The organism is Streptomyces sp. NBC_01498, from assembly GCF_036327775.1.
In the GTDB taxonomy this organism is placed as follows: Bacteria; Actinomycetota; Actinomycetes; order Streptomycetales; family Streptomycetaceae; genus Streptomyces.
The window spans coordinates 2,564,034-2,585,928 of sequence record NZ_CP109598.1 but is presented as its reverse complement, the minus strand read 5'-3'; the positions used below and the strand labels follow the sequence as shown (position 1 = coordinate 2,585,928).

At 70.0% G+C, this 21,895-nt stretch carries 19 protein-coding genes and 2 pseudogenes; 12 read left to right on the top strand and 9 right to left on the bottom strand.

Annotated elements, in window-relative coordinates; all coding sequences use genetic code 11:
- Positions 1-18 precede the first annotated feature (18 nt).
- The 5 genes and pseudogenes from OG875_RS10740 to OG875_RS10720 all read right to left on the bottom strand — a co-directional run.
- Entirely contained in the window at positions 19-798 is a 780-nt protein-coding gene (locus tag OG875_RS10740; RefSeq protein ID WP_330174001.1) for a succinate dehydrogenase iron-sulfur subunit, read from the bottom strand.
- Positions 798-2,552, bottom strand: coding sequence for a succinate dehydrogenase flavoprotein subunit (gene sdhA, locus OG875_RS10735; protein WP_330174000.1), 1,755 nt, complete (start codon positions 2,550-2,552; stop codon positions 798-800). The genes OG875_RS10740 and sdhA overlap by 1 nt, the downstream gene beginning before the upstream one ends.
- A 20-nt stretch (positions 2,553-2,572) precedes the next feature.
- Positions 2,573-3,064, bottom strand: coding sequence for a succinate dehydrogenase hydrophobic membrane anchor subunit (locus tag OG875_RS10730; protein WP_330173999.1), 492 nt, complete (start codon positions 3,062-3,064; stop codon positions 2,573-2,575).
- Between the two features lie 4 nt (positions 3,065-3,068).
- Positions 3,069-3,449: a succinate dehydrogenase, cytochrome b556 subunit gene (gene sdhC / locus OG875_RS10725; protein ID WP_330173998.1), complete on the bottom strand. Its 381-nt coding sequence runs from the start codon at positions 3,447-3,449 to the stop codon at positions 3,069-3,071.
- Between the two features lie 415 nt (positions 3,450-3,864).
- Positions 3,865-4,341: pseudogene (locus OG875_RS10720) on the bottom strand (2-oxo-4-hydroxy-4-carboxy-5-ureidoimidazoline decarboxylase); the annotation flags it as partial.
- Between the two features lie 287 nt (positions 4,342-4,628).
- Between OG875_RS10720 and OG875_RS10715 the strand changes: the two are divergent.
- From OG875_RS10715 to OG875_RS10700, 4 genes are all read left to right on the top strand, one after another.
- Positions 4,629-6,263 (top strand): beta-N-acetylhexosaminidase, encoded by a 1,635-nt coding sequence (locus tag OG875_RS10715; RefSeq protein WP_330173997.1) that lies wholly within the window; start codon positions 4,629-4,631, stop codon positions 6,261-6,263.
- 194 nt (positions 6,264-6,457) lie between these two features.
- Positions 6,458-7,084 (top strand): hypothetical protein, encoded by a 627-nt coding sequence (locus OG875_RS10710; protein WP_330173996.1) that lies wholly within the window; start codon positions 6,458-6,460, stop codon positions 7,082-7,084.
- A gap of 551 nt (positions 7,085-7,635) precedes the next feature.
- Entirely contained in the window at positions 7,636-8,754 is a 1,119-nt protein-coding gene (locus OG875_RS10705; RefSeq protein ID WP_330173995.1) for a ferric reductase-like transmembrane domain-containing protein, read from the top strand.
- A gap of 557 nt (positions 8,755-9,311) precedes the next feature.
- On the top strand, positions 9,312-10,589 hold the full coding sequence (locus OG875_RS10700) for an MFS transporter (RefSeq protein WP_330173994.1): 1,278 nt from the start codon (positions 9,312-9,314) through the stop codon (positions 10,587-10,589).
- 74 nt (positions 10,590-10,663) lie between these two features.
- Here OG875_RS10700 and OG875_RS10695 read toward each other — a convergent pair whose 3' ends face one another.
- Together OG875_RS10695 and OG875_RS10690 are read right to left on the bottom strand one after the other, a co-directional pair.
- The gene (locus tag OG875_RS10695) at positions 10,664-11,419 is read right to left on the bottom strand and encodes a class I SAM-dependent DNA methyltransferase (RefSeq protein WP_330173993.1); all 756 of its coding nucleotides are present in this window, start codon (positions 11,417-11,419) and stop codon (positions 10,664-10,666) included.
- Positions 11,420-11,773: 354 nt separating this feature from the next.
- Positions 11,774-12,166, bottom strand: a complete 393-nt coding sequence (locus OG875_RS10690) for a spore-associated protein A (protein WP_330173992.1) — start codon at positions 12,164-12,166, stop codon at positions 11,774-11,776.
- 773 nt (positions 12,167-12,939) lie between these two features.
- Here OG875_RS10690 and OG875_RS10685 point away from each other — a divergent pair.
- From OG875_RS10685 to OG875_RS10670, 4 genes are all read left to right on the top strand, one after another.
- Positions 12,940-13,887: an MIP/aquaporin family protein gene (locus OG875_RS10685; RefSeq protein WP_330173991.1), complete on the top strand. Its 948-nt coding sequence runs from the start codon at positions 12,940-12,942 to the stop codon at positions 13,885-13,887.
- Between the two features lie 166 nt (positions 13,888-14,053).
- On the top strand, positions 14,054-14,407 hold the full coding sequence (locus OG875_RS10680; protein ID WP_330173990.1) for a fluoride efflux transporter FluC: 354 nt from the start codon (positions 14,054-14,056) through the stop codon (positions 14,405-14,407).
- A 715-nt stretch (positions 14,408-15,122) separates the two neighbouring features.
- On the top strand, positions 15,123-15,854 hold the full coding sequence (locus OG875_RS10675) for an RNA polymerase sigma factor (RefSeq protein WP_330173989.1): 732 nt from the start codon (positions 15,123-15,125) through the stop codon (positions 15,852-15,854).
- Positions 15,854-17,305 (top strand): hypothetical protein, encoded by a 1,452-nt coding sequence (locus OG875_RS10670; RefSeq protein ID WP_330173988.1) that lies wholly within the window; start codon positions 15,854-15,856, stop codon positions 17,303-17,305. Before OG875_RS10675 ends, OG875_RS10670 begins: the two co-directional genes overlap by 1 nt.
- A gap of 361 nt (positions 17,306-17,666) precedes the next feature.
- On the opposite strand, the gene OG875_RS10665 is transcribed toward OG875_RS10670, so the two are convergent.
- Positions 17,667-18,638 carry a L,D-transpeptidase family protein gene (locus tag OG875_RS10665; protein ID WP_330173987.1) on the bottom strand — a complete coding sequence of 324 codons (972 nt, stop codon included), beginning with the start codon at positions 18,636-18,638 and terminating at the stop codon, positions 17,667-17,669.
- Positions 18,639-19,439: 801 nt separating this feature from the next.
- Between OG875_RS10665 and leuE the strand changes: the two genes are divergently transcribed.
- Positions 19,440-20,105: a leucine efflux protein LeuE gene (gene leuE / locus OG875_RS10660; RefSeq protein ID WP_330173986.1), complete on the top strand. Its 666-nt coding sequence runs from the start codon at positions 19,440-19,442 to the stop codon at positions 20,103-20,105.
- A 33-nt stretch (positions 20,106-20,138) separates the two neighbouring features.
- Here leuE and OG875_RS10655 read toward each other — a convergent pair whose 3' ends face one another.
- Positions 20,139-20,546, bottom strand: coding sequence for an ATP-binding protein (locus OG875_RS10655; protein WP_330173985.1), 408 nt, complete (start codon positions 20,544-20,546; stop codon positions 20,139-20,141).
- A 115-nt stretch (positions 20,547-20,661) separates the two neighbouring features.
- Between OG875_RS10655 and OG875_RS10650 the strand changes: the two genes are divergently transcribed.
- The 3 genes and pseudogenes from OG875_RS10650 to OG875_RS10640 form a co-directional block, all read left to right on the top strand.
- Entirely contained in the window at positions 20,662-21,486 is an 825-nt protein-coding gene (locus OG875_RS10650) for a helix-turn-helix domain-containing protein (RefSeq protein ID WP_330177695.1), read from the top strand.
- The gene (locus OG875_RS10645) at positions 21,473-21,676 is read left to right on the top strand and encodes a DUF397 domain-containing protein (protein WP_330173984.1); all 204 of its coding nucleotides are present in this window, start codon (positions 21,473-21,475) and stop codon (positions 21,674-21,676) included. Before OG875_RS10650 ends, OG875_RS10645 begins: the two co-directional genes overlap by 14 nt.
- 38 nt (positions 21,677-21,714) lie before the next feature.
- Positions 21,715-21,867, top strand: a pseudogene (locus OG875_RS10640) (nucleotidyltransferase); the annotation flags it as partial.
- Positions 21,868-21,895: the final 28 nt, after the last annotated feature.

The following is a 21,895-nucleotide window of genomic DNA, read 5'->3' as shown; positions in this document are numbered from 1 at the left end:
TGTTCCAATAACGGTGCGTCAGAAGCGCCGCGTGATCAGCGCGCGCTTGACCTCCTGGATCGCCTTCGTGACCTCGATACCGCGCGGGCAGGCGTCCGTGCAGTTGAACGTCGTACGGCAACGCCACACGCCGTCCTTGTCGTTGAGGATCTCCAGGCGCTGCTCGCCCGCCTCGTCACGCGAGTCGAAGATGAACCGGTGCGCGTTGACGATCGCCGCCGGGCCGAAGTACTGCCCGTCGTTCCAGAACACCGGGCACGACGACGTGCACGCCGCGCACAGGATGCACTTGGTGGTGTCGTCGAACCGCTCGCGGTCCTCCGCCGACTGGAGCCGCTCACGCGTCGGCTCGTTGCCGCTGGTGACCAGGAACGGCATCACGTCGCGGTACGCCTGGAAGAACGGCTCCATGTCCACGATGAGGTCCTTCTGGACCGTCAGACCCTTTATCGGCTCGACCGTGATCGGCTTCGCCGCGCCGGTCTTCTTGTCGAAGGACGTGATGTCCTTGATCAGGGTCTTGCACGCGAGACGGTTCTTGCCGTTGATCCGCATCGCGTCCGAGCCGCAGATCCCGTGCGCGCAGGAGCGCCGGAAGGTCAGCGAGCCGTCGATGTCCCACTTGATCTTGTGGAGGGCGTCGAGGACCCGCTCCTTGGGGTCGATCTCGATCGAGAAGTCCTCCCAGCGGGACTCCTCGGAGACCTCCGGGTTGAAGCGGCGGATCCGCAGGACGACCGTGATGTACGGCGACGCGGCGGACTCGGCCTCGACCTTGTCGAGTACGGGAGTTGCCATCAGTACTTACGCTCCATCGGCTGGTAGCGGGTCTGGACGACCGGCTTGTAGTCGAGGCGGATGGACTCCGTGCCGTCGTCGCCCACCTCGCGGTACGCCATCGTGTGGCGCATGAAGTTCACGTCGTCCCGGTTGGGGAAGTCCTCGCGGTAGTGACCGCCGCGCGACTCCTTGCGGGCGAGCGCCGACACGGCCATGACCTCGGCCAGGTCGAGCAGGTTGCCCAGCTCGATCGCCTCCAGCAGGTCCGTGTTGAAGCGCCGTCCCTTGTCCTGGACGGACACCCGCAGATAGCGGTCGCGCAGCTCGCCGATCTTCTCGACGGCCGTCTTGATCGTCTGCTCGGTGCGGAAGACCATGACGTTCGCGTCCATGGTCTCCTGGAGCTCACGGCGGATGTCGGCCACCCGCTCGCTGCCCGTCGAGGCGCGCAGCCGCTCGACCTGCGCCACGACGAGGGCGGCCGGGTCCTCCGGCAGCTCCACGTGGTCGGTCTTCGCCGCGTACTCGGCGGCGGCGATGCCCGAGCGCTTGCCGAACACGTTGATGTCGAGCAGCGAGTTGGTGCCCAGCCGGTTGGCGCCGTGCACCGAGACGCACGCGACCTCGCCGGCCGCGTACAGACCGGGCACGACCGTGGTGTTGTCGCGCAGGACCTCGCCCTGGACGTTGGTCGGGATGCCGCCCATCGCGTAGTGCGCGGTGGGCTGGATCGGGATCGGGTCGGTGTACGGCTCGATGCCCAGGTACGTCCGCGCGAACTCGGTGATGTCCGGGAGCTTGGCGTCCAGCTGCTCCGGCGGCAGGTGCGTCAGGTCCAGGTAGACGTGGTCGCCCTCGGGACCGCAGCCGCGGCCCTCGCGGATCTCGGTGTAGATCGACCGCGAGACGACGTCGCGGGAGGCGAGGTCCTTCATGACGGGCGCGTACTTCTCCATGAAGCGCTCGCCGTCCTTGTTACGGAGGATGCCGCCCTCACCGCGGGCGCCCTCCGTGAGGAGGATGCCCATGCGCCAGATGCCCGTCGGGTGGAACTGGAAGAACTCCATGTCCTCCAGGGGCAGTCCGCGCCGGTAGCAGGCCGCCTGGCCGTCGCCGGTGAGGGTGTGCGCGTTGGACGTCACCTTGAAGAACTTGCCGGTGCCGCCGGACGCGTAGACGACCGACTTGGCCTGGAAGACATGGATCTCGCCGGTGGCCAGCTCGTACGCGACCACACCCGCCGAGGTCTTCACGCCGTCGATCTCGACGATCAACTGGTCCAGGACGTAGAACTCGTTGAAGAACTCCACGCCCTCCTTGACGCAGTTCTGGTAGAGCGTCTGGAGGATCATGTGGCCGGTGCGGTCCGCCGCGTAGCAGGACCGGCGGACCGGGGCCTCGCCGTGGTTGCGGGAGTGGCCGCCGAAGCGGCGCTGGTCGATGGTGCCGTCCGGGGTGCGGTTGAACGGCAGACCCATCTTCTCCAGGTCCAGGACCGCGTCGATGGCCTCCTTCGCCAGGATCTCGGCGGCGTCCTGGTCGACCAGGTAGTCACCGCCCTTGATCGTGTCGAAGGTGTGCCACTCCCAGTTGTCCTCCTCCACGTTGGCGAGCGCGGCGGCCATGCCGCCCTGCGCGGCGCCCGTGTGGGACCGGGTGGGATACAGCTTCGTCAGTACGGCGGTACGGCTGCGCTTCGTCGCCTCGATGGCGGCGCGCATGCCGGCGCCGCCGGCCCCGACGATGACGGTGTCGTACTTGTGGATCTTCATTGCTCTGGTCAGCCCCGGCTCTAGCGGATGTTCGGGTCGAAGGTGAAGATCACCAGCGAGCCCAGAAGGATGGTGAACACCGTCGCGGTGTACAGCAGCCCCTTGAGCCACAGGCGCGTGTTGGCACGCTCCGCGTAGTCGTTGATGATCGTGCGCATGCCGTTGGCGCCGTGCAGCATCGCCAGCCACAGCATCAGCAGATCCCAGACCTGCCAGAAGGGGGACGCCCAGCGGCCGGCCACGAAGGCGAAGCCGATCTTGCTGACGCCGCCGTCGAGCACCAGTTGGATGATCAGGTGGCCGATGACCAGGACGACGAGGACGACGCCGGACAGGCGCATGAACAGCCAGGCGGCCATCTCGAAGTTGCCGCGCGTCGATTTGGGGGTCTTCGCGGTGCGCTTGCGGGGCGCCTCGATGAGCGGGGCCGGGTTGTCGGCGTCGTAGAGGCTCGCGCCCTCGACCGGACCGATCACGGCGGTGGAACCCGTCGCGGTGGTGTCTGCGGACATCGGGTCAGCTCCCCCAGATCTCACGTGCGGCGTGGCCGAGCACGGGGTAGATGGAGCCCAGCATCAGGACGAGCCAGACGCCGACGACGCTCCAGAGCATCTGCTTCTGGTAGCGGGGGCCCTTGGACCAGAAGTCCACGGCGATGACACGCAGCCCGTTGAGCGCGTGGAAGAGGACAGCGGCGACGAGGCCGTACTCCAGCACGGCGACGAGGGGCGTCTTGTAGGTCGCTACGACGTCGTCGTATGCCTCAGGGGAGACGCGGACGAGTGCGGTGTCCAGCACATGGACGAACAGGAAGAAGAAGATGGTGACGCCGGTGACTCGATGAGCCACCCATGACCACATTCCTTCCCGGCCGCGGTACAGCGTTCCAGCCGGCACGGAAAAGCCCTCCGGGAGCGGGGATCGGGGCCGGCCGCCATCTTCTACTCGATGAAGCACAGTGGTGTCGGTCGCGCCCGGCCGGGTACGGTCCACCGGCCCTGGCCATCGTAGCGACGCTTTGTCGGTTCGATCGCCCGGGGGCCCGTCGGTGTGATCAAACAGGCAGTCAAACAGCCACGGACGGGCTATCCGGACGGCCGAAGTCGTTCGATTCCTGCGAAACGCGGGGAGCGGGCGGCTCCGCCCTCCGTTCGGACCGGTGCTCGGACCGGTGCTCGGGCCGATTCCCGGGCCGATCCCCGGGCCGGTGTTCGGCGCGCGGTTCGAGCGTGTGCTCGGGCCGGTGTTCCGTGCGCTGTTCGGGCAGGCGCTCGGTCCTCCGTTCGGGCAGCGGCTCCGCACACCGCTCGTCGCCCCGTTCCCCGACCAGGCCCGCGACGCGCGAGCGGGCCAGCCGGCGCAGTTCGTCGGCGGCCACCCCCCACTCCTCGTCGGAGTCGTGAGCCAGCCGCTCGTGGATCCCGGCCAGCACCTGGTTCAGCCGTTCCTCCGGACGGAAGCGGTCGAGGCTGATCACAAACGCGTGCCCGAACGTACTCTCGTACGCGGCGTGGGCCGCCCGCAGCGCGGTCCGCGCGACGGGCGGCGCGTCGTCGTGCGGACCGGCGGACGTCTCGCCCGCGAGCGCCCCGGCGAGATCGGCGGGGGACAGGTCGTAGCTCGCCTCGTCGGCGGCGGCGAGCAGCGCCTCGACCGTCGGGTACGGGCGGTGGTCGGTGAGCCTGCGGGCCCAGCGGCGGTTGGCGCAGCAGGCCAGCAGCGCGCGCTCGACGGTGGCCGTCGGCGCGGAGTTGAAGCGCGTCAGACCGGCGTGCGGATCGCGGGACAGCGGAGGCTCCTCGGACTACGGCGTCATGACCCGGCCGGACCCGTCCGCACACGTCCGACGGGAGGCCGAACGGGTGACAGGAGCAGGGGCAGGAGTGAAGCGGGAGTGACGGAAGACATGGACGAGGCGGATGTTTCGCCACGCTATCGAGGGCGGGTGACGGGTGCCCGACAGATGCGCGAATTTCACCCGGACGGGATGGACTCCACTCGCGCGAGGCACGCACCCGTGGGACGTTCGCCCTACTTCCTTCCTCTTTCTACTCGCCACGCAAGGGATGATCACGCATGAGGTGGAACTCCCCAGGAGCACTGGCCGGCGGCGCCGCCGTCGTCGCGGCGGCCGTCACCCTCACGGTGGTGGCGTGGCCCGACAGCACGCCCGACCACGCCGGTCCGGCCGGTACGGCCACCGCACCGGCCGCCACCTCGGACGCCTCCTCGGCACGCTCCGACACCCGGCCCGCCGCGCCCACACCCTCGCGCAGCTTCGCGCTGTCCGAGGCGCCGCGGACGGTGCCCTCCGTACGGGAGCACCAGGCGGCGCGCGGACCGGGCTGGCGGCCCGGCGGCGGCAGCGCCGTGGTCGTCGCCAAGAACAGCGGACAGCTGGCCGACGAGGGACAACTCCTCGCCAAGGAGCTGAAGATCGACTACCGGGGCACCGCCGGGGCCCGCGCCGGTGACGTCGAACTGGCCCTGGAGTCCGGCAAGCAGGCGGGCCCCGAGTCGTACACCCTCACCGCCCGCGACGGGCGGGTCCGGATCGCCGGACCCGACGAGGCGGGCGTCTTCTACGGCACCCGCACGCTCAAGCAGTCGGTCGCGGCGGACGGCGCGATGCCCGAGGGAGTCGTCCAGGACCGGCCCGACCGCCCGCAGCGCGGACTCAACCTGGACATCGCGCGCAAGTACTACACGGCCGGCTGGATCGAGGACCGGCTGCGCGAGATGGCCGACCTCAAACTCAACCAGCTCGGTCTGCACTTCTCCGACGACCAGGGCTTCCGTATCGCGTCGGACACCCACCCCGAGATCGTCTCGAAGCAGCACCTCACCAAGGCCGAGGTCAAGGGAATCGTCGCCCTCGCCGGAAGCCTGCACATCGATGTCGTGCCGGAGATCGACAACCCCGGGCATCTGGGCGCGGTCCTGGCGCCCCACCCCGAACTCCAGCTCAGGAACGTCGACGGGCAGCCCACCCGAGGGGCCATCGACATCTCGAAGCCCGCGTCCGCGCGGATCGTGGACGAACTGCTGCGCGAGTACGACACGCTGTTCCCCGGCTCGTACTGGCACATCGGCGGCGACGAGTACCAGGCACTGGTCGTCAAGGACCCCGCGGCGTCCTTCCCCCAACTGGCCGCCGCCGCACAGAAGAAGTACGGCTCCGGCGCCTCGGTCCAGGACCTGGCCACCGGGTGGACCAACGACCGCGCGGCCGTGGTCCGGCCCAGGAAGAAGAACATCCAGGTGTGGAACGACGGCGTTCACGCCGGCGGCGCCGTCAAGCCCGACCCGAAGCTCCAGATCGACTACTGGACCGGCAAGGAGATCGGCGCGCGGCCCCCGCTGGACTACCTCCGCGAGGGCCGGACGGTCGTGAACCTCAACGACGAGTTCCTCTACTACGTGCTCGGCCAGCCCAACGACTTCGTCTATCCGACGGGCCGGCGGATCTACGAGCAGTGGACGCCGCTCGTTCTGCGCGGCACGTCGCCGGTGCCGCGGAAGTACTCGAAGCAGATCCTCGGCGCCCGGTTCGCCGTCTGGGGCGACATCGCGAACGCCCAGACGCCCGCCCAGGTGGCGAGCGGGATCAGGCTGCCGCTGGCGGCACTCTCGCAGAAGGTGTGGAACCCGGCGAAACCCGCGCTCGGCTGGAGCCAGTTCACGGCGCTGGTCGACAAGGTGGGCGGATAGCGGACACCGCGGGGGCGGTTCGTGCGGCCCGTCCCGTCAGGTCGTACGGTCCGTCTGGACCGGCGATTGCGGACGTAACCGGTCGCGGTCGGGCCTTCCGTACGTAACGAACCCCACTTTCTTGGCCACGAGTGACGTTTTTCAGCCGTCGGGCGCTTTAATGAGCAGTGCTCTGCCCGCGACAGGAGACGTGAATGAGCCTGCTGGAACTGATCGTTCGGGCGGATGAGCGGGGCCTCGCCGCGAGCGGCGTCGCCTGCCTCGACCGCTGCCTGCCCCTGCTCGCCGACGAGGGCGAGGTGCTGCGCCCGCTCTGGGCGTCCGTCGCCGACGGCGAGCAGAACTGGGCCCCGCGTCTCGAAGCCGCCAGGGAAGCCATGGAGACGGCGGCCGTCATCCACGACGAAACCGCCGTCCTCGTAAGGAAGATGCTCGCCGCCGCGCCCTCCGACTGGGCGGCGGAGCCCCTGCGCGTCTGGGCCGACGGCTGCTCGGTCGCGGCCCTGGAGATCCACCAGCAGTTCGACGCGGCGGGCGACCGGATCATGGGCGCGCCCGGCACCGTCGCCGACGGCACCTACACCGGCTGGGTGGAGCGCTGCCGTACGGGAGTGGCCGACGGCCCCGAAGGACACCCCGGCGTCGGGCCGTTCACCGCGGGCCCCATGGTCTCCGGGGAGCTGCGCCGGCAGATCCAGATCCTGGAGATCCTCGCCGAGACGGACGGCGCGGCGGGATTGCGCCAGGCGCTGGATCTTTCGACGGAGGGCCGGCGGGTGCTGCGCGCCGTCGTCTCCCGGCGGGCCAGGGCCCGCAACTGACACCAGGGTGCCGACGGCACCCGTCCGGCGCCCGAGCGGGTCAGGGGCCGCCCGGCGGGCCGCTTCGCGCTGCCCGCGAACCGGCGAGCCCGCGAACCGGTGAGTGCGCGGGCCGGGCCGCCGCACCGTACGCCTTCCAGAGCCGGCCTCCCTGGCCCCTCCATCCCCTTGAGACACCGTCGGACAACCCGAGTTCCGCTCCCGGGATGACCAATTCAAGGCCCTGTCGCGGCCCCGTCGTTCATCTCGGACGATAAGTTCCCGGCGAACTCGATGTTTTTCAACTTCCTTTATGAGGAAGGAATCTTGCGGTGGATATCGGCGGATTCCCGAAGGATATGCGGAAGCGGCGGGCCCGGAGAACGTGAACGCGCGCCGGGTGGTGGGGAGTTCCCTCCGTTCCCGTCAAATGCGGGATCGCATCGGTGACTTCCGTGGCGGCGAATTCGCCGTTACTCTCCACCCTCAGGGAAACGTGGTACAGACCAGCATTGCCACGGTTGTTCACAGGGGTGGCCCGTGGCGGGCCGTACGGAAACCGGAGTTGAGTGATGGCGAAGTCCTCGGGATCGGTGACGCCTTCGTCGCGTCCGACGAGAGAGCGTGCCCGTTTCGACTGGGCCGGGCTGCGCGCCGATCTGCGGGGCGCGGTGCCGGACGCCTCACTGGCCCTGGTGATCACCGTGCTGATCTACTGGCTGCTCTACGTCCGCGCGGAGAACGGGACTTCGGCCACCGTCAAACTCATGCCGACGATGATGAACGCCGGCGAGTACTGGATGTACTGGATGTGCCAGGCGTTCGGCTGGTCGGCGATGCTCTGGGCGTACGGCACCGTGATATTCGGCCTGATGCGCTCCGGCCCCCGGCCCAGCTGGGGATGGCTGCCCGCCGCCCGGCTGGAGAAGTGGCACCGCACCACGAGCCTGACGACCATCGGTCTGATGTTCATGCACGCGTTCTTCTTCTTCACCGACCAGATCAAGGCCAACCAGGCCGAGTGGTCGCTCGGGCGCAGCGTGTGGGCCGCGTTCGTCGACTCGTTCGTGCCCGGCGGGTACGCGACGGGCACCGGCCGCGTCGCCATCCTGATCGGCCTGCTGGCGATGTACCTGGCCGTTCCGCTGGGTCTCGCCTTCTACCTGCGGCACCGGACCGGTTCGCGCATGTGGCTGGCCCTGCACCGGTTCGTCATCGTGGTCTACATCCTGAGCGCCTGGCACACGCTGCTGTACAGCAGCCAGGCGTGGTTCGACGGCCCGTTCCGCACGATGGTCTGGGCGTTGCAGATCCCGATCGCCGTGCTGCTCCTGGTCCGTCTGATGGCACCGGCCCGCCCCGGCGAGCGCCTGCGGCTGCGCGGCGAGCGGCGCCGTGACGCCGCCCTGCCGATCAGCGCGCGACTGCTCGCCCGGATCGTGGTGGGCGCCACGATCGTGGGACTGGTGGCGGTCATCGTCACCGGCGTGGACGGCGGACGGGCGCCGGAGGCCGCCTCGCTCGTGCCGTGGCCGCACAAGTGGGTGATCTGGGCGGGGCTGGGGCTGTTCACCGCGGCCGTCGCCGCCGTTGTCCTCAGGCTCCGGCCCCGGGCGGCCGGTTCGGCGAGGCCCCAGGGTCCCGCGGCCCCCGCGGAGGAGCGCGCGACGGACACGGTCGACCGGGTCTGACACCCGGCGCGTCGACGGGGACGGCCGCCCGGCGGGCGGGCGGCGGACGTGGGCCGGCGGGGCCGGACGCGGCCGGTTCTCCCGGGAACCGGCCCTTTCCGGCCGCCCCGGATTTCGCGAAAGCGCCGACACGCAGAGATCCGGGGATCCGGGCGACCCGCCGATCCGGGGATTCGCCGATCCGTACTTCCCGACTTCCGTACTTCCGAGTTACGGAGAGCGGGGGATCGGGAGATCCGGAGGTCCGCGCCCAGACCCTTCGGATCTTTTACGACGCGGTGCTCGACGGCCGGGTGTGTGAGATTCGGCCCCGGCCGAGGCGCATTGTTTCCACCCGCCTGAAATCGCCGGGAACTCGGCGGGCTTCGCGGACGACTTCTCAAGTGGGACCCCACCGTCCGAGAAGCGGAGGCGACAATGCGTGGACGTGACAACGCCGGGGCCGGGCCCGCCTGTCGGCCCGCGCCCGGTGCCGGTCCGGGCCGTCGGTACGCACCCGGCGCCGGGCCCGCGCGGCGGACCGCCCCGGTGACCGGCCGGTCCCGGACCTCCGGTCGATGACCACCTCGACCTCGCCTTCCGCGCCTGCCCGACGGCGGCGCCTCCCCGACCCACGGGCGTGGCGGGTCCTCGGCGGCGCCCAACTCGCCCTGCTGGTGGGCGGGTCGCTCATCAACATCGGCACCTTCGCCGTCTACCCGTACCTCGCCGTTCTGCTGCGTGAGCGACTGGGCGTCGGGATCGCACAGGTCGGCGTCATTCTCGGGGCGGCCACACTGGTGCAGTTCGCCGGCGCGCCGTTCACCGCCGCGTTCGCCGAACGCGTCGGGCTGAAACGGTCCCTGGTCCTCGCCGGCTGCCTCTACACCCTGGGCGCCCTGATGTACCTGGGCGGGATGGGCGAGCCCGCGCTGATGGTGGTGGCCCTCTTCCTCAGCTGCGGCGCGGGGGCGCTCTACTCGCCCGCGTACCGCGCGTATCTCGTGCGGTCGGCGACGGTCGAGCAGCGTCCCCAGGCGGTGTCGGCCGGTAACGCCGCCGGTAATCTGGGCATCGCTCTGGGGCCGGTCGCCGGGGCGCTGTTCCTGCGTGATCCCGAGACGCTGTTCACCCTGAGCACGGCCCTCTACGCGGTGCTGACGGTCGGCCACCTGTTCCTGCGTACGGAGCGCCCGGAGCGTACGGAGAGCCCTGAGGGGCCGGAGGGCCCGGCCGAGGTCGGGCCGCCGACGGTGGAGCCCTTCCGGCGGGTGCTCCACGGCCTCGCCCGGGTGCCGTTCGCCGTCACCGCGCTCACCCACTACCTGTACATGCAGTTCTACCAATACCTGGCGGTGTACGTGGACGGGCGGCTGGCCCCGGCCGCCTACGGCGCGATCATGATGGGTTACTCGCTCGGCCTGGCGGTGGTCCAGCCGCTGGCGGCGAGACGCGTCGGACGGACGTCCCACCCGGCGGTGATGGCCATCGGCTTCTCCCTCATGGCCGTCGGTATGACGGCGTTCGCCACCGGCCACCCCGCCGGGGTGGCAGTCGGCGCGGCGGCGATGAGCGCGGGCACGGCGGTGCTGTTCCTCAAGAACGAACTGGAGGCGCTGGCCCTGTCGAAGCGGTCGGCCACGGTGACGTTCGGGCAGCAGCGGCTGGCGGTCGGCGTGGGCGCGCTGCTCAGCGGAGTGGTCGGCGGCGCCGTGTACGGGGTGTTCGAGCGGGCGGAGTGGCTTCCCGGGTTCTGGCTGGTCGTCGCCGCGCAGTGCGTCCTGCTGCCGCCGCTGGTGTTCGTGGCGGGGCGCCCACGGGCCCGGACGAAGGCCAACCCGACCGGCGCGGTGTGAGACCGGGGTGCCGGGGACACGCCCCGGCACCCCGGTCCGTACGACCACCGCGGCACGACCGTGCCCGGGGCCTTTCAGGAGGCGGGTGTCGCGGGCTTCTCGTAGACGGTGACGTAGTTGCCCTCGCCCCTGAACGCCTCACCGCGCCAGCCGCCCCACCGGCCGACGGACGCCAGTCCGGCCAGCCGGGCCATCAGATCGAGTTCGCTGGGCCAGGCGTAGCGCATGAACGCGGGTGCCAGCCGCATCCCGTCGTTCGTGATCAGCATGTGGTGGCCCTCGAACCGCTGCTCGACCGGGTCGTGCCGTACGGCGGTGAGCCGTACGTGTCCCAGACCCACGTCGTGCGCTTCCACCCGCTGGTTCCGGTCGTAACGTGCCACGTCCGGCATCGGGCACTCCAGGACGAACCGTCCTCCGGGAACGAGGCGCTTCGCCACGTTCTCGAAGCAGCGCACCTGTTCGTCCTGCGTCATCAGGAAGAAGAACGTGGAGAACACGACGAACACCATCGCGAACTGTTCGTCTGTCTCGGGGGCGACGTCCGCCATGTCACCGATGGTGACCGGAATCCGCTCCCCGCCCGGCTTGGCGCGCAGGCGCGCGACCATCGCCTCCGACGCGTCGACACCGTGCAGATCGATCCCCTCGGCGGCCAGCGGGATCGTCACGCGCCCGGTACCGACGGCCAGTTCGAGAACCGGCCCCGCGGGCCCCTCCTTGACGAGCTCGGCCAGGAACCGGACCGCTTCCGCCGGATCGATCGCGTGCCATTCGTCGTACACATCGGCGTTCAGCTCGCCGTACGTCTCCGGCCCGTGCTTCTCCATGAAGAGTCCTCCTGGAAGATCGAGTCGCCGCCGGGCACGGCCGGAAGCCCGTGCCGCGCGACGAGGGTCCACTCCACAGGTCGGCCGGCCCGCCCGGAGAGTTCCCCGACCGGACCGGGGACCGGCCGCAGCCCTCGTACGGGCCACCCGCCGCCGCGCCCCGGACGCGGAAACGGGGGCGGCGCCGACGGGCCATCCAGGCGCGCGTGTCCATCTGTCGGCCTCGGCTTCGTCCTGTCGGACTTGGCTTCGTCCGCGGCGGCGGCCCGGCCGGTCGGGCCGGACCGCCGCGCTTCTCTTCGCGGAGGGATCGCCCCGCGCGACGGGCCGATCCCTCCGTATTACTCCCTGTGGCTACTTCTTGAAACCACAGTGGTCGTTGAATCGCTGCTGGAGGTCGTCAAGATATTCGCCGCCCCAGTCGATGCAGCTGCCCGGGGCGTTCACATACACCGGACCCGCGTACGAGGTGTAATTCCCGCTGTCGATGTCCTCGGACGCCGGATCGCCGGCACGCCGTATTGCCGCGCCCACCAACTGGGCGGTTCCCACGGTGTCGCGCTTGGTTATCACGCAGTTGTTTCCTGTCGCGCTGGAGTAGGTGAGATAGACCGTGGCCCCGGTGGAAAGAGGGAACGAGTCGATCTGAACAAATCCGGACCCGCATTCGCCGGCGTACGCCCGTGCGGTTGGTGCCGCCTGAGCGGTTCCCGGCGCGATGAGCAGCGAGGCCGCGGTGAGTGCCATGATTCCCCCGACGGTCGCGAGGCGCCTTCCCGTCTTCGCAGTCGACGAATTTACGCCATTCGCACTTCTGGTCATGGTGAATTCTCCTGTCTTCTTGCTTCGGATGAGAAAAGCCTAACGGAGTGATCGTCGGTGAAAAAGGGCGCCGTTTGCGCCATTGTCACCGATTCAGGCCATGGTGCATGTGAAGTACCCGTACAGTTCATCAGAACCAAACCCCCGGTATCCACGCCGTGTCCGCCCTCGCCATCCCGGCGCGCGGAGACGTTGTCCATCCGGGGAATCACTGGTTCTGCCCCCCTTCGAACCTTTCCCCATGGCTGGTCGAATCACATCAACCGTGGCACCCGGCAGTCAATGAACTGCCGATTCCTTATCCGGTTCGAGGATTCGGAAAATCCGACAGGCCGGCCTTCCTCACGTGGCGAGCCGGTCACCCCGCTCGGCCATTCGATTCGCCACCTGGTCGACGAACAGCCTCATCTCCCGGCCGGGCGGCGGGTGTCGGCGCATGACGAGCCGGGTGTGGACGGCGGGCGCCGGGCCCCGGTCGGGAAGCCGCTGGTCTCACCCGGACGGCGGCCGACCGCCCGATCGGGTGCACGCGGCGGGGGACCCTCCGACGGCCGGGCCGGGGGCGCCGGGCGGTGGCCGGGGCCCCTGGTTGGCGGCGCGGCGTTGCCCCGGGTGGCCGGTCGCCTGACAGTAGGGTGCGGTCGCAGGGAGGGGCTCAGGCGCGTTTCGGCGCATCGAACGAGATTCGAAGAGGACCCATGGCCGTAGAGATCTCGCCTCTGATCAAACCTTCCCGACTGCGGGGTCGGGCAACGCTCGGCGGTGAATGCCTGGCAGAGTTCCTCGGTACGTTCGTTCTCCTCTCCTTCGGGTGCGGAGTCGTCGCGATGGCCGTCGCGGGCCTTCCCGGATCGGGCCGCACCGAGGGACCCACCACGTTCTTCCTGGGCTCCGGGGACTGGCTGCTGATCACCTGGGGCTGGGCGATGGCCGTGGTCTTCGGCGTGTACGTGGCGGGCGGGGTCAGCGGAGCGCACATCAACCCGGCCGTGACCCTCGCGTTCGCGGTGCGCCGCAAGTTCGCGTGGGTGAAGGTCCTCCCGTACATGGCGTCCCAGCTCGCCGGCGCGTTCGTCGGCGCCGCTCTCGTCTACGGGGTCTACGCCGACGCGATCAACGCCTTCGACCTCGCGATGAAGGGGCCGAAGGTCCACGGGCACACGAACGCGACGTTCTCCATCTTCGGCACGTTCCCGGCGCCGTACTTCAACGGAGCTATCTGGGGACCGCTGTTCGACCAGATCGTCGGCACGATGTTCCTGCTGATGTTCATCGTCGCCGTCGTCGACCTGCGCAACACCGCCGTGAAGGCGAATCTCGGCCCGCTGATCATCGGGTTCGCCGTCGCGGCGATCGGCATGTCGTACGGGGCGAACGCGGGTTACGCCATCAACCCGGCCCGTGACCTCGGTCCGAGGCTGCTCGCATGGATCGCGGGCTGGGGGGACCTGGCGGTACCCGGCACCCTGTCCGGGGCCTTCAGCAACTACATGTGGATCCCCATCGTCGGCCCGCTGGTCGGCGGGGTGCTCGGTGTGCTGATCTACGACCTGTTCATCGGCGACGTCCTGCACGTCCGGGCGCAACGCGCCGTGGCGCAGGAGAGCGGCGCGACCAAGCCCGAGAAGGGCACGGACGAAGACTGACCGCACCCGCCGGCCGCAGCACGCCCCGCCGGCACGTCACTGCCTCTCCTCCTACGGACCCGGTCGCCGCGCGCGACCGGGTCCGCGGCAGGACCGCGACTGTCCGGAGACCTGGAACCCGTGCGCGTCAGCCAGGCTGACGCACCGTCTGCGAGTGGAGTCCGCCATGCTCCTGCTTCTGGTCGTCCTCGGCGGGGCCGGGGGCGCCGCGCTCCGCGTCGTCGTCGAGAAGTGCGTCCTGCGCGTATGGCGCGGTGACCTTCCCCCCGGGGTGCCGTTCGCCGTCAACTTCATCGGGTGCTTCCTGCTCGGAGCCGTGCTCGGCGCTACCAACTCCCGGATCCCGCCCGCCGTGTCGTACGTCCTGCTCGGCGGGGCCGTCACCACCTTCAGTGTCGTCAGCCACCAACTGCTGGACCTGTACCGGGGAGGCCACCACCGGATGGCGGGCCTCAGAGCCGCCACCAACTGGCTGATCGGCTCGGCGGCGGCGGTCTGCGGGATCGTGACCGTCAACTGAGCCCGGCCCTTGGCCGCGAGCGGGTCAGATCGGCAGAGAGCCGTACAGCCCGGCGCCCACAGCCGCGAAGACCGCGCCCGACCACCAGGGCCAGGACGGTGTGCGTCTTCCCGCCGCGTAGGAGAGAGCCGTGGCAGCCATGGCGGGCCACAGAATGCCGAAGCCGGCACCGGCGGCCGAGACGTGGTCCGCGGCGACGGCGCGAACCCTGAGGCAGCTGGACCCTCGATTGGGCCAACGTCGGACACCCGGGCGACCGGGCGCACGAGGGCCGGTGTGACAGCAGGGAGAGGACCGCGGTCTTGCCGTCGTGGGTGGTGAGTCCGCGCCACTGCTCGACGCGGCGTTCGACGGTGTTGCGCTGTGCGCATCGGCCCCGGGAGGGCCGGCCACGTTCCGGACGCGTTGGTCACGTGGTCGGCCACGGAGGCACCTGGGCCCCGCATGCGCGTCGGCCGGAGGCGTGGAAGTCGTGAGGACGACCGGGGCCGCCACCCCCCACAGGAGAGGCCCCGGTCGTCATCGACGGGGACGGTGTACGGCCCCGTACTCATGTCAGCGCCGAGAGAGCGTTTTCTGTCACACCGGGGTTCGCCCGCAAAGTTGTTGCGAGTTGTACAAATTATGGACTTGAGCCTCAGGGAGGCCGTAGCGTGCAGGAGCGCGTGGGGGCGCGCGGCAGTGACCAGCTGCGATTCAAGACGGGTTGTGTGGAGTGCTGGGGGACGACGCGGAGCTCACCGCCGCGGTGCTCGCGGCACAGGACGGGAACGAGACTGCGTTCCGGACTGTGTACCGCGCGGTGCACCCGCGGTTGCTGGCTTACATACGGACACTCGTCGGCGAGCCTGACGCCGAGGACGTGGCTTCTGAGGCATGGCTCCAGATAGCCCGTGACCTCGAACGTTTCAGTGGCGACGCCGACCGCTTCCGCGGCTGGAGCGCGCGTATCGCCCGTAACCGCGCCCTCGACCACATACGGATGCGCGGCCGGCGCCCGGCGGCCGGTGTCGACGAGACGGAGCTGGCGGGCAGGGCCGCGGATTCGGACACCGCCGTCGAGGCCATGGAGGCCCTGTCCACCGGTACGACGATGGCGCTGATCGCCCAGCTGCCGCAGGACCAGGCGGAGGCCGTCGTGCTGCGGGTCGTCGTCGGACTCGACGCGAAGAGCGCGGCGCGTACGCTCGGCAAGCGCCCCGGCGCCGTACGGACGGCCGCGCACCGGGGCCTGAAACGGCTGGCCGAACTCCTCGGTCACGAGGACCCGGACGGGCCGTTGGCCATGGACGGCGCGGACCGCCCGGCGGTCGCCCGGGGCGCGCGCGAGGTCGCGGCGAACGGTCTGGGGCTGGGGCCCGTGCCCCAGCAGCGTGCCCGCCACCTGGGCACTCCCGAGCCGGCGGGTGTGACGCATTCACCGCCGGGGACGCAGAAGGACATGTGATGGCGCACGAGCGTGAGACGTGGCTCGACCACGGCACCGCGGAGCTTCTGCTGCGCGGGTTGCCGGTCGAGACCGCCGACGTACACGCGCAGGCGCGGGCGGACCGGCTGGCCAGGGTGCTGGCGGAGGCCGCGCGCGCCGGATACGTGGGCGGGGGAGAGGACACCCCCGGCACGGTGACCACCACGGCGGGTACGGACGTCGGTAGGGCGTTGCCCCAGGCACCCGGTACGGCCTTCGGTACGGCGTCCGATCCGGCGTCCGGCCGGGAGTCCGGCCCGGCAGTCGGCCCGTCTCACGGTTCGGCCTCCGGTGCGGCCGAACTGCCCGGTGAGGCCGCCGCGTTGGCCGCCTTCCGGCAGGCCGTCGGGACCTCGGGCCGCCCCGTCACCCGGTCCCTCTCCCTTTCGCCGTCCCTTCCGGGGAGCGTCCGAGACGCGGGAACCCCGGCCGCCGACGCCATCGGGACCGTACGTCTCGGGCCCGAGCGGCGCGGCGTACGGCTGCCGAGCTTCGGCCGGCCGCTGCGGTTCGGACTGGCCGCCGCCATGGCCGGATGCGCGCTCAGCGGGGTGGCCGCCGGGGCCGGCTACCTGTACGCGCCGTCCGCCGGCGAGGGCCCGCCGCGCCCGACCACGTCCTTCTCCGGCGTCGAGACACCGCGACCCCTGGAGTCCGGCTCGCCGAGCGCCCGCAGCACCGCGCCCCTCCCGGCCGATCCGCCCGGTGACGGTACGGGCCCGGCCGCGCCGGGAACCTCGGATGCCGACCCCCGGCCGGGCACCTCCGGTGCCCCGGCGGGCCCGGAGGACGGCGACAGGGGTACGGCGTACCACGACGGCTGGAATCTCAAGGGGGGCGAGGACTGGCTCGCCCGGCTCGTCCAGGCGTGCCACGAGTACCGGGACGGCACGATCGCCGCCGAAAAGAAGACGTTCCTGGAGCATGTCGCCAACGGGCCCGACGGTGTCGCCCGCCTCTGCGCCCAGGTCCTGCGCGACGGACCGGACGACGACCACCACAACGGCGCCCACGGCAACGGCGGCAACGGGAATGGGAACGGCAACGGGAACGGGAACGGTGGTCCCGGTGGCGGTCCCGGCAGTCCTGGCGGCGGCCCCGGCGGCGGTGGCGGCGGCATCGACGTGCCGGAGAGCGCCGGTCCCGGTTCGGGCGGTACACCGCCCGGCGGGTCGGTCGGCGGCCCGGACGGCGGCGGGAACGCCGGTCCGGACGGCGGGTCGGAGGACCCGACGACCCCCTGGCCCGGCGGCGACTACGGCGAGACGATCGGGCTGTTCCCGCCCGAGCCCGACGGGGCGGTTCTGCTGCCCCAACTCCCGGCGGAGCCGGGCGGCGACCCGAACCTGGGCACGGATCCGAAGCCGGGCGCGGACCCTCTCCCGACGGAACCTGACGCGGACCTGGGCCCCGGTGCCCCGGCCTCCTGAACGCACCGACCGGACCGCACCGACCTGAACGCACCCGTCTCAACGCGCCCCCGCAGCGCACCGGTTGAGCACGCACGGAAGGTGTCGTCGCTCATGGCCGGTTCCCGGCGCCCAATCCGGTCACCCCGCCCCCACTTGCCCGCCCGGCCCCTGTTTTTCGGCCAGAACCGGCGTCCTCGATCATGGTGTGACGTTTTTCCACACGCCGACGCTGTACAGAGTGAGCCGACTGGTCATCGGCCGCGTCGGAGCCGGGGTTCCCCCCGTACCTTCGGCTCGACGCACAGTTGGCGCGGGCGGGATACGTTCCCCCGGTCCCGCCCGCGCCTCTCAACTCCGCTCCGGGCTTCACGCCCGGGTGTCACTTCTCCCAGTACACGACGACCTTGTCGCCCGTCCGCACCTGGTCGAACAGCGACGCGATCTTCTTCTTGTCCCGTACGTTGACGCACCCGTGCGACGCGCCGTTGTAGCCGCTGGCCGCGAAGTCCGCCGAGTAGTGCACCGCCTGGCCGCCGCTGAAGAACATCGCGTACGGCATCGGGGTGTCGTACAGCGTCGAGACATGGTCCTTGGACTTCCAGCCCACGCTGAACACACCCTCGCGGGTCGGTGTGTACTCCGAACCGAACCGGACGTCCATCGTGGACAGCATCTTGCCGTCGATCATCCAGGACAGCGACCGGCTGGTCTTGCTGATGCAGAGCACCCGGCCCGTCATGCACCGTGCGTCGGGCTTCGCCGGCGCGGGCTCGGCGGCCGGCGGACGCAGCTGCGCGGCCGTCGGCTTCTTCGTCGTCGTGAGCAGCCGCTGCCAGGTGACGGTGTCGGTCGTACCGGTGGCCGGCAGCCCGCGCTTGGCCTGGAACGACGACACGGCCGTCGCCGTGACCGAACCGTAGTAGCCGGTGGGGGCACGGTCGAAGTGCGCGAGCTGCCGCAGCCTGGCCTGGAGTTCACGTACCTGGTCACCCTGGTCGCCGGTCCTCAGCACCGTCTTCGGGGTGGGCTTCGGCGTCGTCCTCGGCGGCGCGGACGTCTCGCTCGCGCTCTTCGACGGCTGCGTGGAAGGGGTGGCCGGAGGCTTCGACGCGGCGATCGGCCGGGCCGACGCGGTGGTCTCCCGAGGCGTGCTCGGTTCCACCGCGGCCTCGGTGCCGCTGTCCGGTTTGTCGTTCGTGCCGCCCGTCGGATCGGTCACGACCTGGGCCGAACAGCCCGCGGTGACGGCGAGCACGGCACCGGCGGCCAGCACGACGCGCAGCGTCGCCGTACGCGGCCGTCGCGGCCCCGTCCACGCCCGCGCTCCCGGCCGCGTTGATGTCCTGGACAAGTCCGTCCTCCTGTCTGCCACTGAGCTGTCCGAATGGCGAGTATTCGTGAGTCGTGGTCGTTCCGGTGTGCATCTCATGAGACCGTCCGGGACTCCTTCCGGTTGCCCTGAGAAGGTCTTTTTCGAGTAAAAATTAAGCTGATCGAATTCTGTACGGGACTCCGTATAGGAGAGATCCCGAACGCAGAGCTTTCCCGACGAACGCGGCCACGCGCAACCACGCCAAATCGGAAACGCGAACCAGGAAGGAGGCCGGAGGGGAAGCGGGCGGCAGAGGAGGGGAGGGGAGGGGCTGAGACGGGAGGGGAGGGGGCCGGGGTCCAGCCCTCGCAGTGCCGCTGCCACGACTGGCTCGAACGAAGCGCCCATAAAGGACGTACGGCATGTGGGGTCGACATTTCTCCCCGGTGTGGGAGGCACTCGCGGGGGAGTAACGGGTCCACGCGGGAGAGCCGTGCCCGAATACGTCCGTAGGTCCGCACGTCCGAGGGTCCGTTCGTTCGTACGGATCCGTCGCCGCCCGGAATGAACGGGGGCGACTTCACGCCCCGGCTCATCGGTGGCGGTAGCGGCATCTTCGTCTTCGTCTCTTCGCCGCCCGGACAAATTCCCTGTCCCGCAACGCATTTGACCGCCAATCATGCGCGCGGAATTCGACGGGCCGAATGCCACGTTTTCGATCTTCCGCTTCCGCATCCACCCGGCGCGCGATCCCGCCGCCGACCAGGTCGCACAGGGGTGGGCCGGGCCCTCGCGATACCCGCTCGTCGGCCTTCGCAAGCCCGTGCCATACTCCGCCGCATGCTGGGTGCGACCAATCTGCCGACCTATCTCGTCGGCGTCGTCATGATCATTCTGTTGCCGGGGCCGAACTCCATCTACGTCCTGTCGCTGGCCGCCCGCCGGGGTGTCCGCGAGGGCTACAAGGGTGCCGCCGGTGTCTTCTGTGGCGACGCCGCACTGATGGTCCTCTCGGCGGCGGGAGTCGCCTCCCTGCTCCAGACCAACCAACTGGCCTTCTCCGTCGTGAAGTACGCGGGCGCGGCCTACCTCACGTACCTGGCCTTCGGCATGCTGCGCACGGCCTGGTCGATCTGGCGTACGCGGCACGAGAACCCGGTGGACGAACGAGTCGCCGTGGCGGGCGAGGAGTTGAGGGCCGAGGACGAGCGGCCGTTCCGGCGGGCGTTCCTCATCTGCCTGTTCAACCCCAAGTCGATCCTCTTCTTCATCTCCTTCTTCGTGCAGTTCGTGGACCCGGCCTACGCGCACCCGGAACTCTCGTTCCTGGTGCTCGGGGTGATCGCGCAGGCGGTCAGCCTCCTCTACCTGACAGGGCTGATATTCGGAGGCACGGCACTCGCCTCCGCCTTCCGCCGCCGCAAGCGCCTCTCGGCGGCGGCGACTTCGGCGATCGGCGCGCTGTTCCTGGGCTTCGCGGCGAAGCTCTCGCTGAGCGGCGCGTAGCTCTTCCCGCCGGGCTGTTCCCGCCGGAACCCGTCAGCCCTGGGGGAGGGCAAGCTCCGCCCAGACGCATTTCCCGGGCCCGTTACGGTCCTTCACCCCCCAACTGTCCGCCAGCGCCGCGACGAGCGTGAGCCCCCGGCCGCCGGGCGCCTCCAGATCCGGTTCGCGCACCTCGGGCCAGTCCGACGAGGCGTCGTGCACCTCGATCCGCAGCGTGTCGGCCAGCCGTACGTACCAGGTCTCGATCTCCCGCCCCGGCGAAACGCGGGCATGCCGCCCGGCGTTGGTCAGCAGCTCCGACAGTACGAGCACGGCCGCCTCCTCCAACGGCGCGAGCCCCCACACCGTGAGCGCCTTCCGCAACTCCCACCGCGCCAGCCCGACGCAGCGCGGGTGCCGGCTCCAGCGGAGCACGACGGAATCTCCGAGGTCCGAGTTCATCGATTTCTCCAAAGTTGCTCTCTGTGACATTTCACTCACAGATTGCGGTGCTTGGAGCTAGCCTGTGAAGAGGTTCGATCTTGACAACGAGCCATTCAAGGTGGGAGTTGAACGCATGATGGAACAACGGGCGCCACGCAGTCCTCGGGAGAAGTACGGGGAGGAGCTCAAACTGCGACGTTTGGCGCTGGGCATGACGCAGGACGCGGTGGCCCAGGAGATGATGTGCTCGCCGACGCTGATCAGCCACTACGAGGCGGGCCGCCGCCTGCCGAGCCCGGCGGACGCGAAGCGGCTGGACAAAGTGCTGGGGACGGACGGGTTCTTCGAGCGGTGGCTGGAGGACCTGGACTCCAAGTTCGCCCAATTCTTCTCCGCCGTCGCTGAGTTGGAGAAGCAGGCCGTTGAGATCCGACAGTGGGGTCTCGCTCTCGTGCCGGGCCTTTTGCAGACCGGCGACTACGCCCGTGCGGTATTCCGCGCGTACAGCCCGAACTACCGCACGGAGGAGCTTGACAGACTTGTGGTCAACCGAACGGAAAGGGCCGAGATGCTTGAGGGGGCGTCGGGCCCCGTACTGTGGACGCTGCTGGACGAGGCCGTCATCCGACGCCGTGTCGGAGGGCCGCTGGCGATGGCGGTCCAGCTACGCAAGATCGTCGACATGGCCGAGACGGGACGACTGCGGCTGCACGTAATGCCTTTCGGAGCGGGGGAGCACTCCTTGATGGAGAGCCCCCTCGACCTGATGAGCTTCGAGGACGCGGCTCCGGTCGCGTACGTCGAAGGTCTCCAAACCGGCCACCTGATGGACGATCCGGCCCTGGTTAGCCACTGCCAGGCGGCGTACGATTTGGCCCTCAGTGACGCGTTGTCACTCAAAGAATCACTGGCCCTGGTCCGGGCTGTAGCGGAGGAACACGAACATGGTCAGCAGTGAGCGCTGCACCGCGTGGCGGAAGTCGAGCTACAGCGGAGGAAGCAACGGCAACTGCCTGGAGGTCGCCGACGGCCACCCCATCGTCCCCGTCCGCGACTCCAAGACCCCGCAGGGCCCCGTGCTCGTTTTCCCGGTCACCGGCTGGACGTCGTTCGTGGGAGCGGTCAAGGCGGGGACGCTCGACGGCTGAGCCGCGCATCCCGACCGGGGCCGGAGGACACCGGCCCAATGGATCAACGTGACCAGACCGTCCGTCTCGTACGCGATGTACTGGGTCCGGAACTCCTCGGCACCTGTCTGCACGGCTCGGCCGTGCTCGGGGGTCTTCGCCCGGCGAGTGACCTTGACATCCTCGCCGTCAGCCGGCGGAACTCGGACGACGCCTTCGACCCACTTGTCGGACAAGGGT

What these genes read in the sequence shown, in the direction of transcription:
- OG875_RS10695 (WP_330173993.1), bottom strand. Translation starts at nt 11,419, where the DNA reads ATGGAGAAGCACGGGCCGGAGACGTACGGCGAGCTGAACGCCGATGTG.
- OG875_RS10670 (WP_330173988.1), top strand. Translation starts at nt 15,854, where the DNA reads ATGGCGCACGAGCGTGAGACGTGGCTCGACCACGGCACCGCGGAGCTT.
- OG875_RS10690 (WP_330173992.1), bottom strand. Translation starts at nt 12,166, where the DNA reads ATGGCACTCACCGCGGCCTCGCTGCTCATCGCGCCGGGAACCGCTCAG.
- OG875_RS10655 (WP_330173985.1), bottom strand. Translation starts at nt 20,546, where the DNA reads ATGAACTCGGACCTCGGAGATTCCGTCGTGCTCCGCTGGAGCCGGCAC.
- OG875_RS10680 (WP_330173990.1), top strand. Translation starts at nt 14,054, where the DNA reads ATGCTCCTGCTTCTGGTCGTCCTCGGCGGGGCCGGGGGCGCCGCGCTC.
- OG875_RS10710 (WP_330173996.1), top strand. Translation starts at nt 6,458, where the DNA reads ATGAGCCTGCTGGAACTGATCGTTCGGGCGGATGAGCGGGGCCTCGCC.
- OG875_RS10705 (WP_330173995.1), top strand. Translation starts at nt 7,636, where the DNA reads ATGGCGAAGTCCTCGGGATCGGTGACGCCTTCGTCGCGTCCGACGAGA.
- sdhA (WP_330174000.1), bottom strand. Translation starts at nt 2,552, where the DNA reads ATGAAGATCCACAAGTACGACACCGTCATCGTCGGGGCCGGCGGCGCC.
- OG875_RS10700 (WP_330173994.1), top strand. Translation starts at nt 9,312, where the DNA reads ATGACCACCTCGACCTCGCCTTCCGCGCCTGCCCGACGGCGGCGCCTC.
- OG875_RS10650 (WP_330177695.1), top strand. Translation starts at nt 20,662, where the DNA reads ATGATGGAACAACGGGCGCCACGCAGTCCTCGGGAGAAGTACGGGGAG.
- leuE (WP_330173986.1), top strand. Translation starts at nt 19,440, where the DNA reads ATGCTGGGTGCGACCAATCTGCCGACCTATCTCGTCGGCGTCGTCATG.
- OG875_RS10645 (WP_330173984.1), top strand. Translation starts at nt 21,473, where the DNA reads ATGGTCAGCAGTGAGCGCTGCACCGCGTGGCGGAAGTCGAGCTACAGC.
- OG875_RS10685 (WP_330173991.1), top strand. Translation starts at nt 12,940, where the DNA reads ATGGCCGTAGAGATCTCGCCTCTGATCAAACCTTCCCGACTGCGGGGT.
- OG875_RS10740 (WP_330174001.1), bottom strand. Translation starts at nt 798, where the DNA reads ATGGCAACTCCCGTACTCGACAAGGTCGAGGCCGAGTCCGCCGCGTCG.
- OG875_RS10730 (WP_330173999.1), bottom strand. Translation starts at nt 3,064, where the DNA reads ATGTCCGCAGACACCACCGCGACGGGTTCCACCGCCGTGATCGGTCCG.
- OG875_RS10715 (WP_330173997.1), top strand. Translation starts at nt 4,629, where the DNA reads ATGAGGTGGAACTCCCCAGGAGCACTGGCCGGCGGCGCCGCCGTCGTC.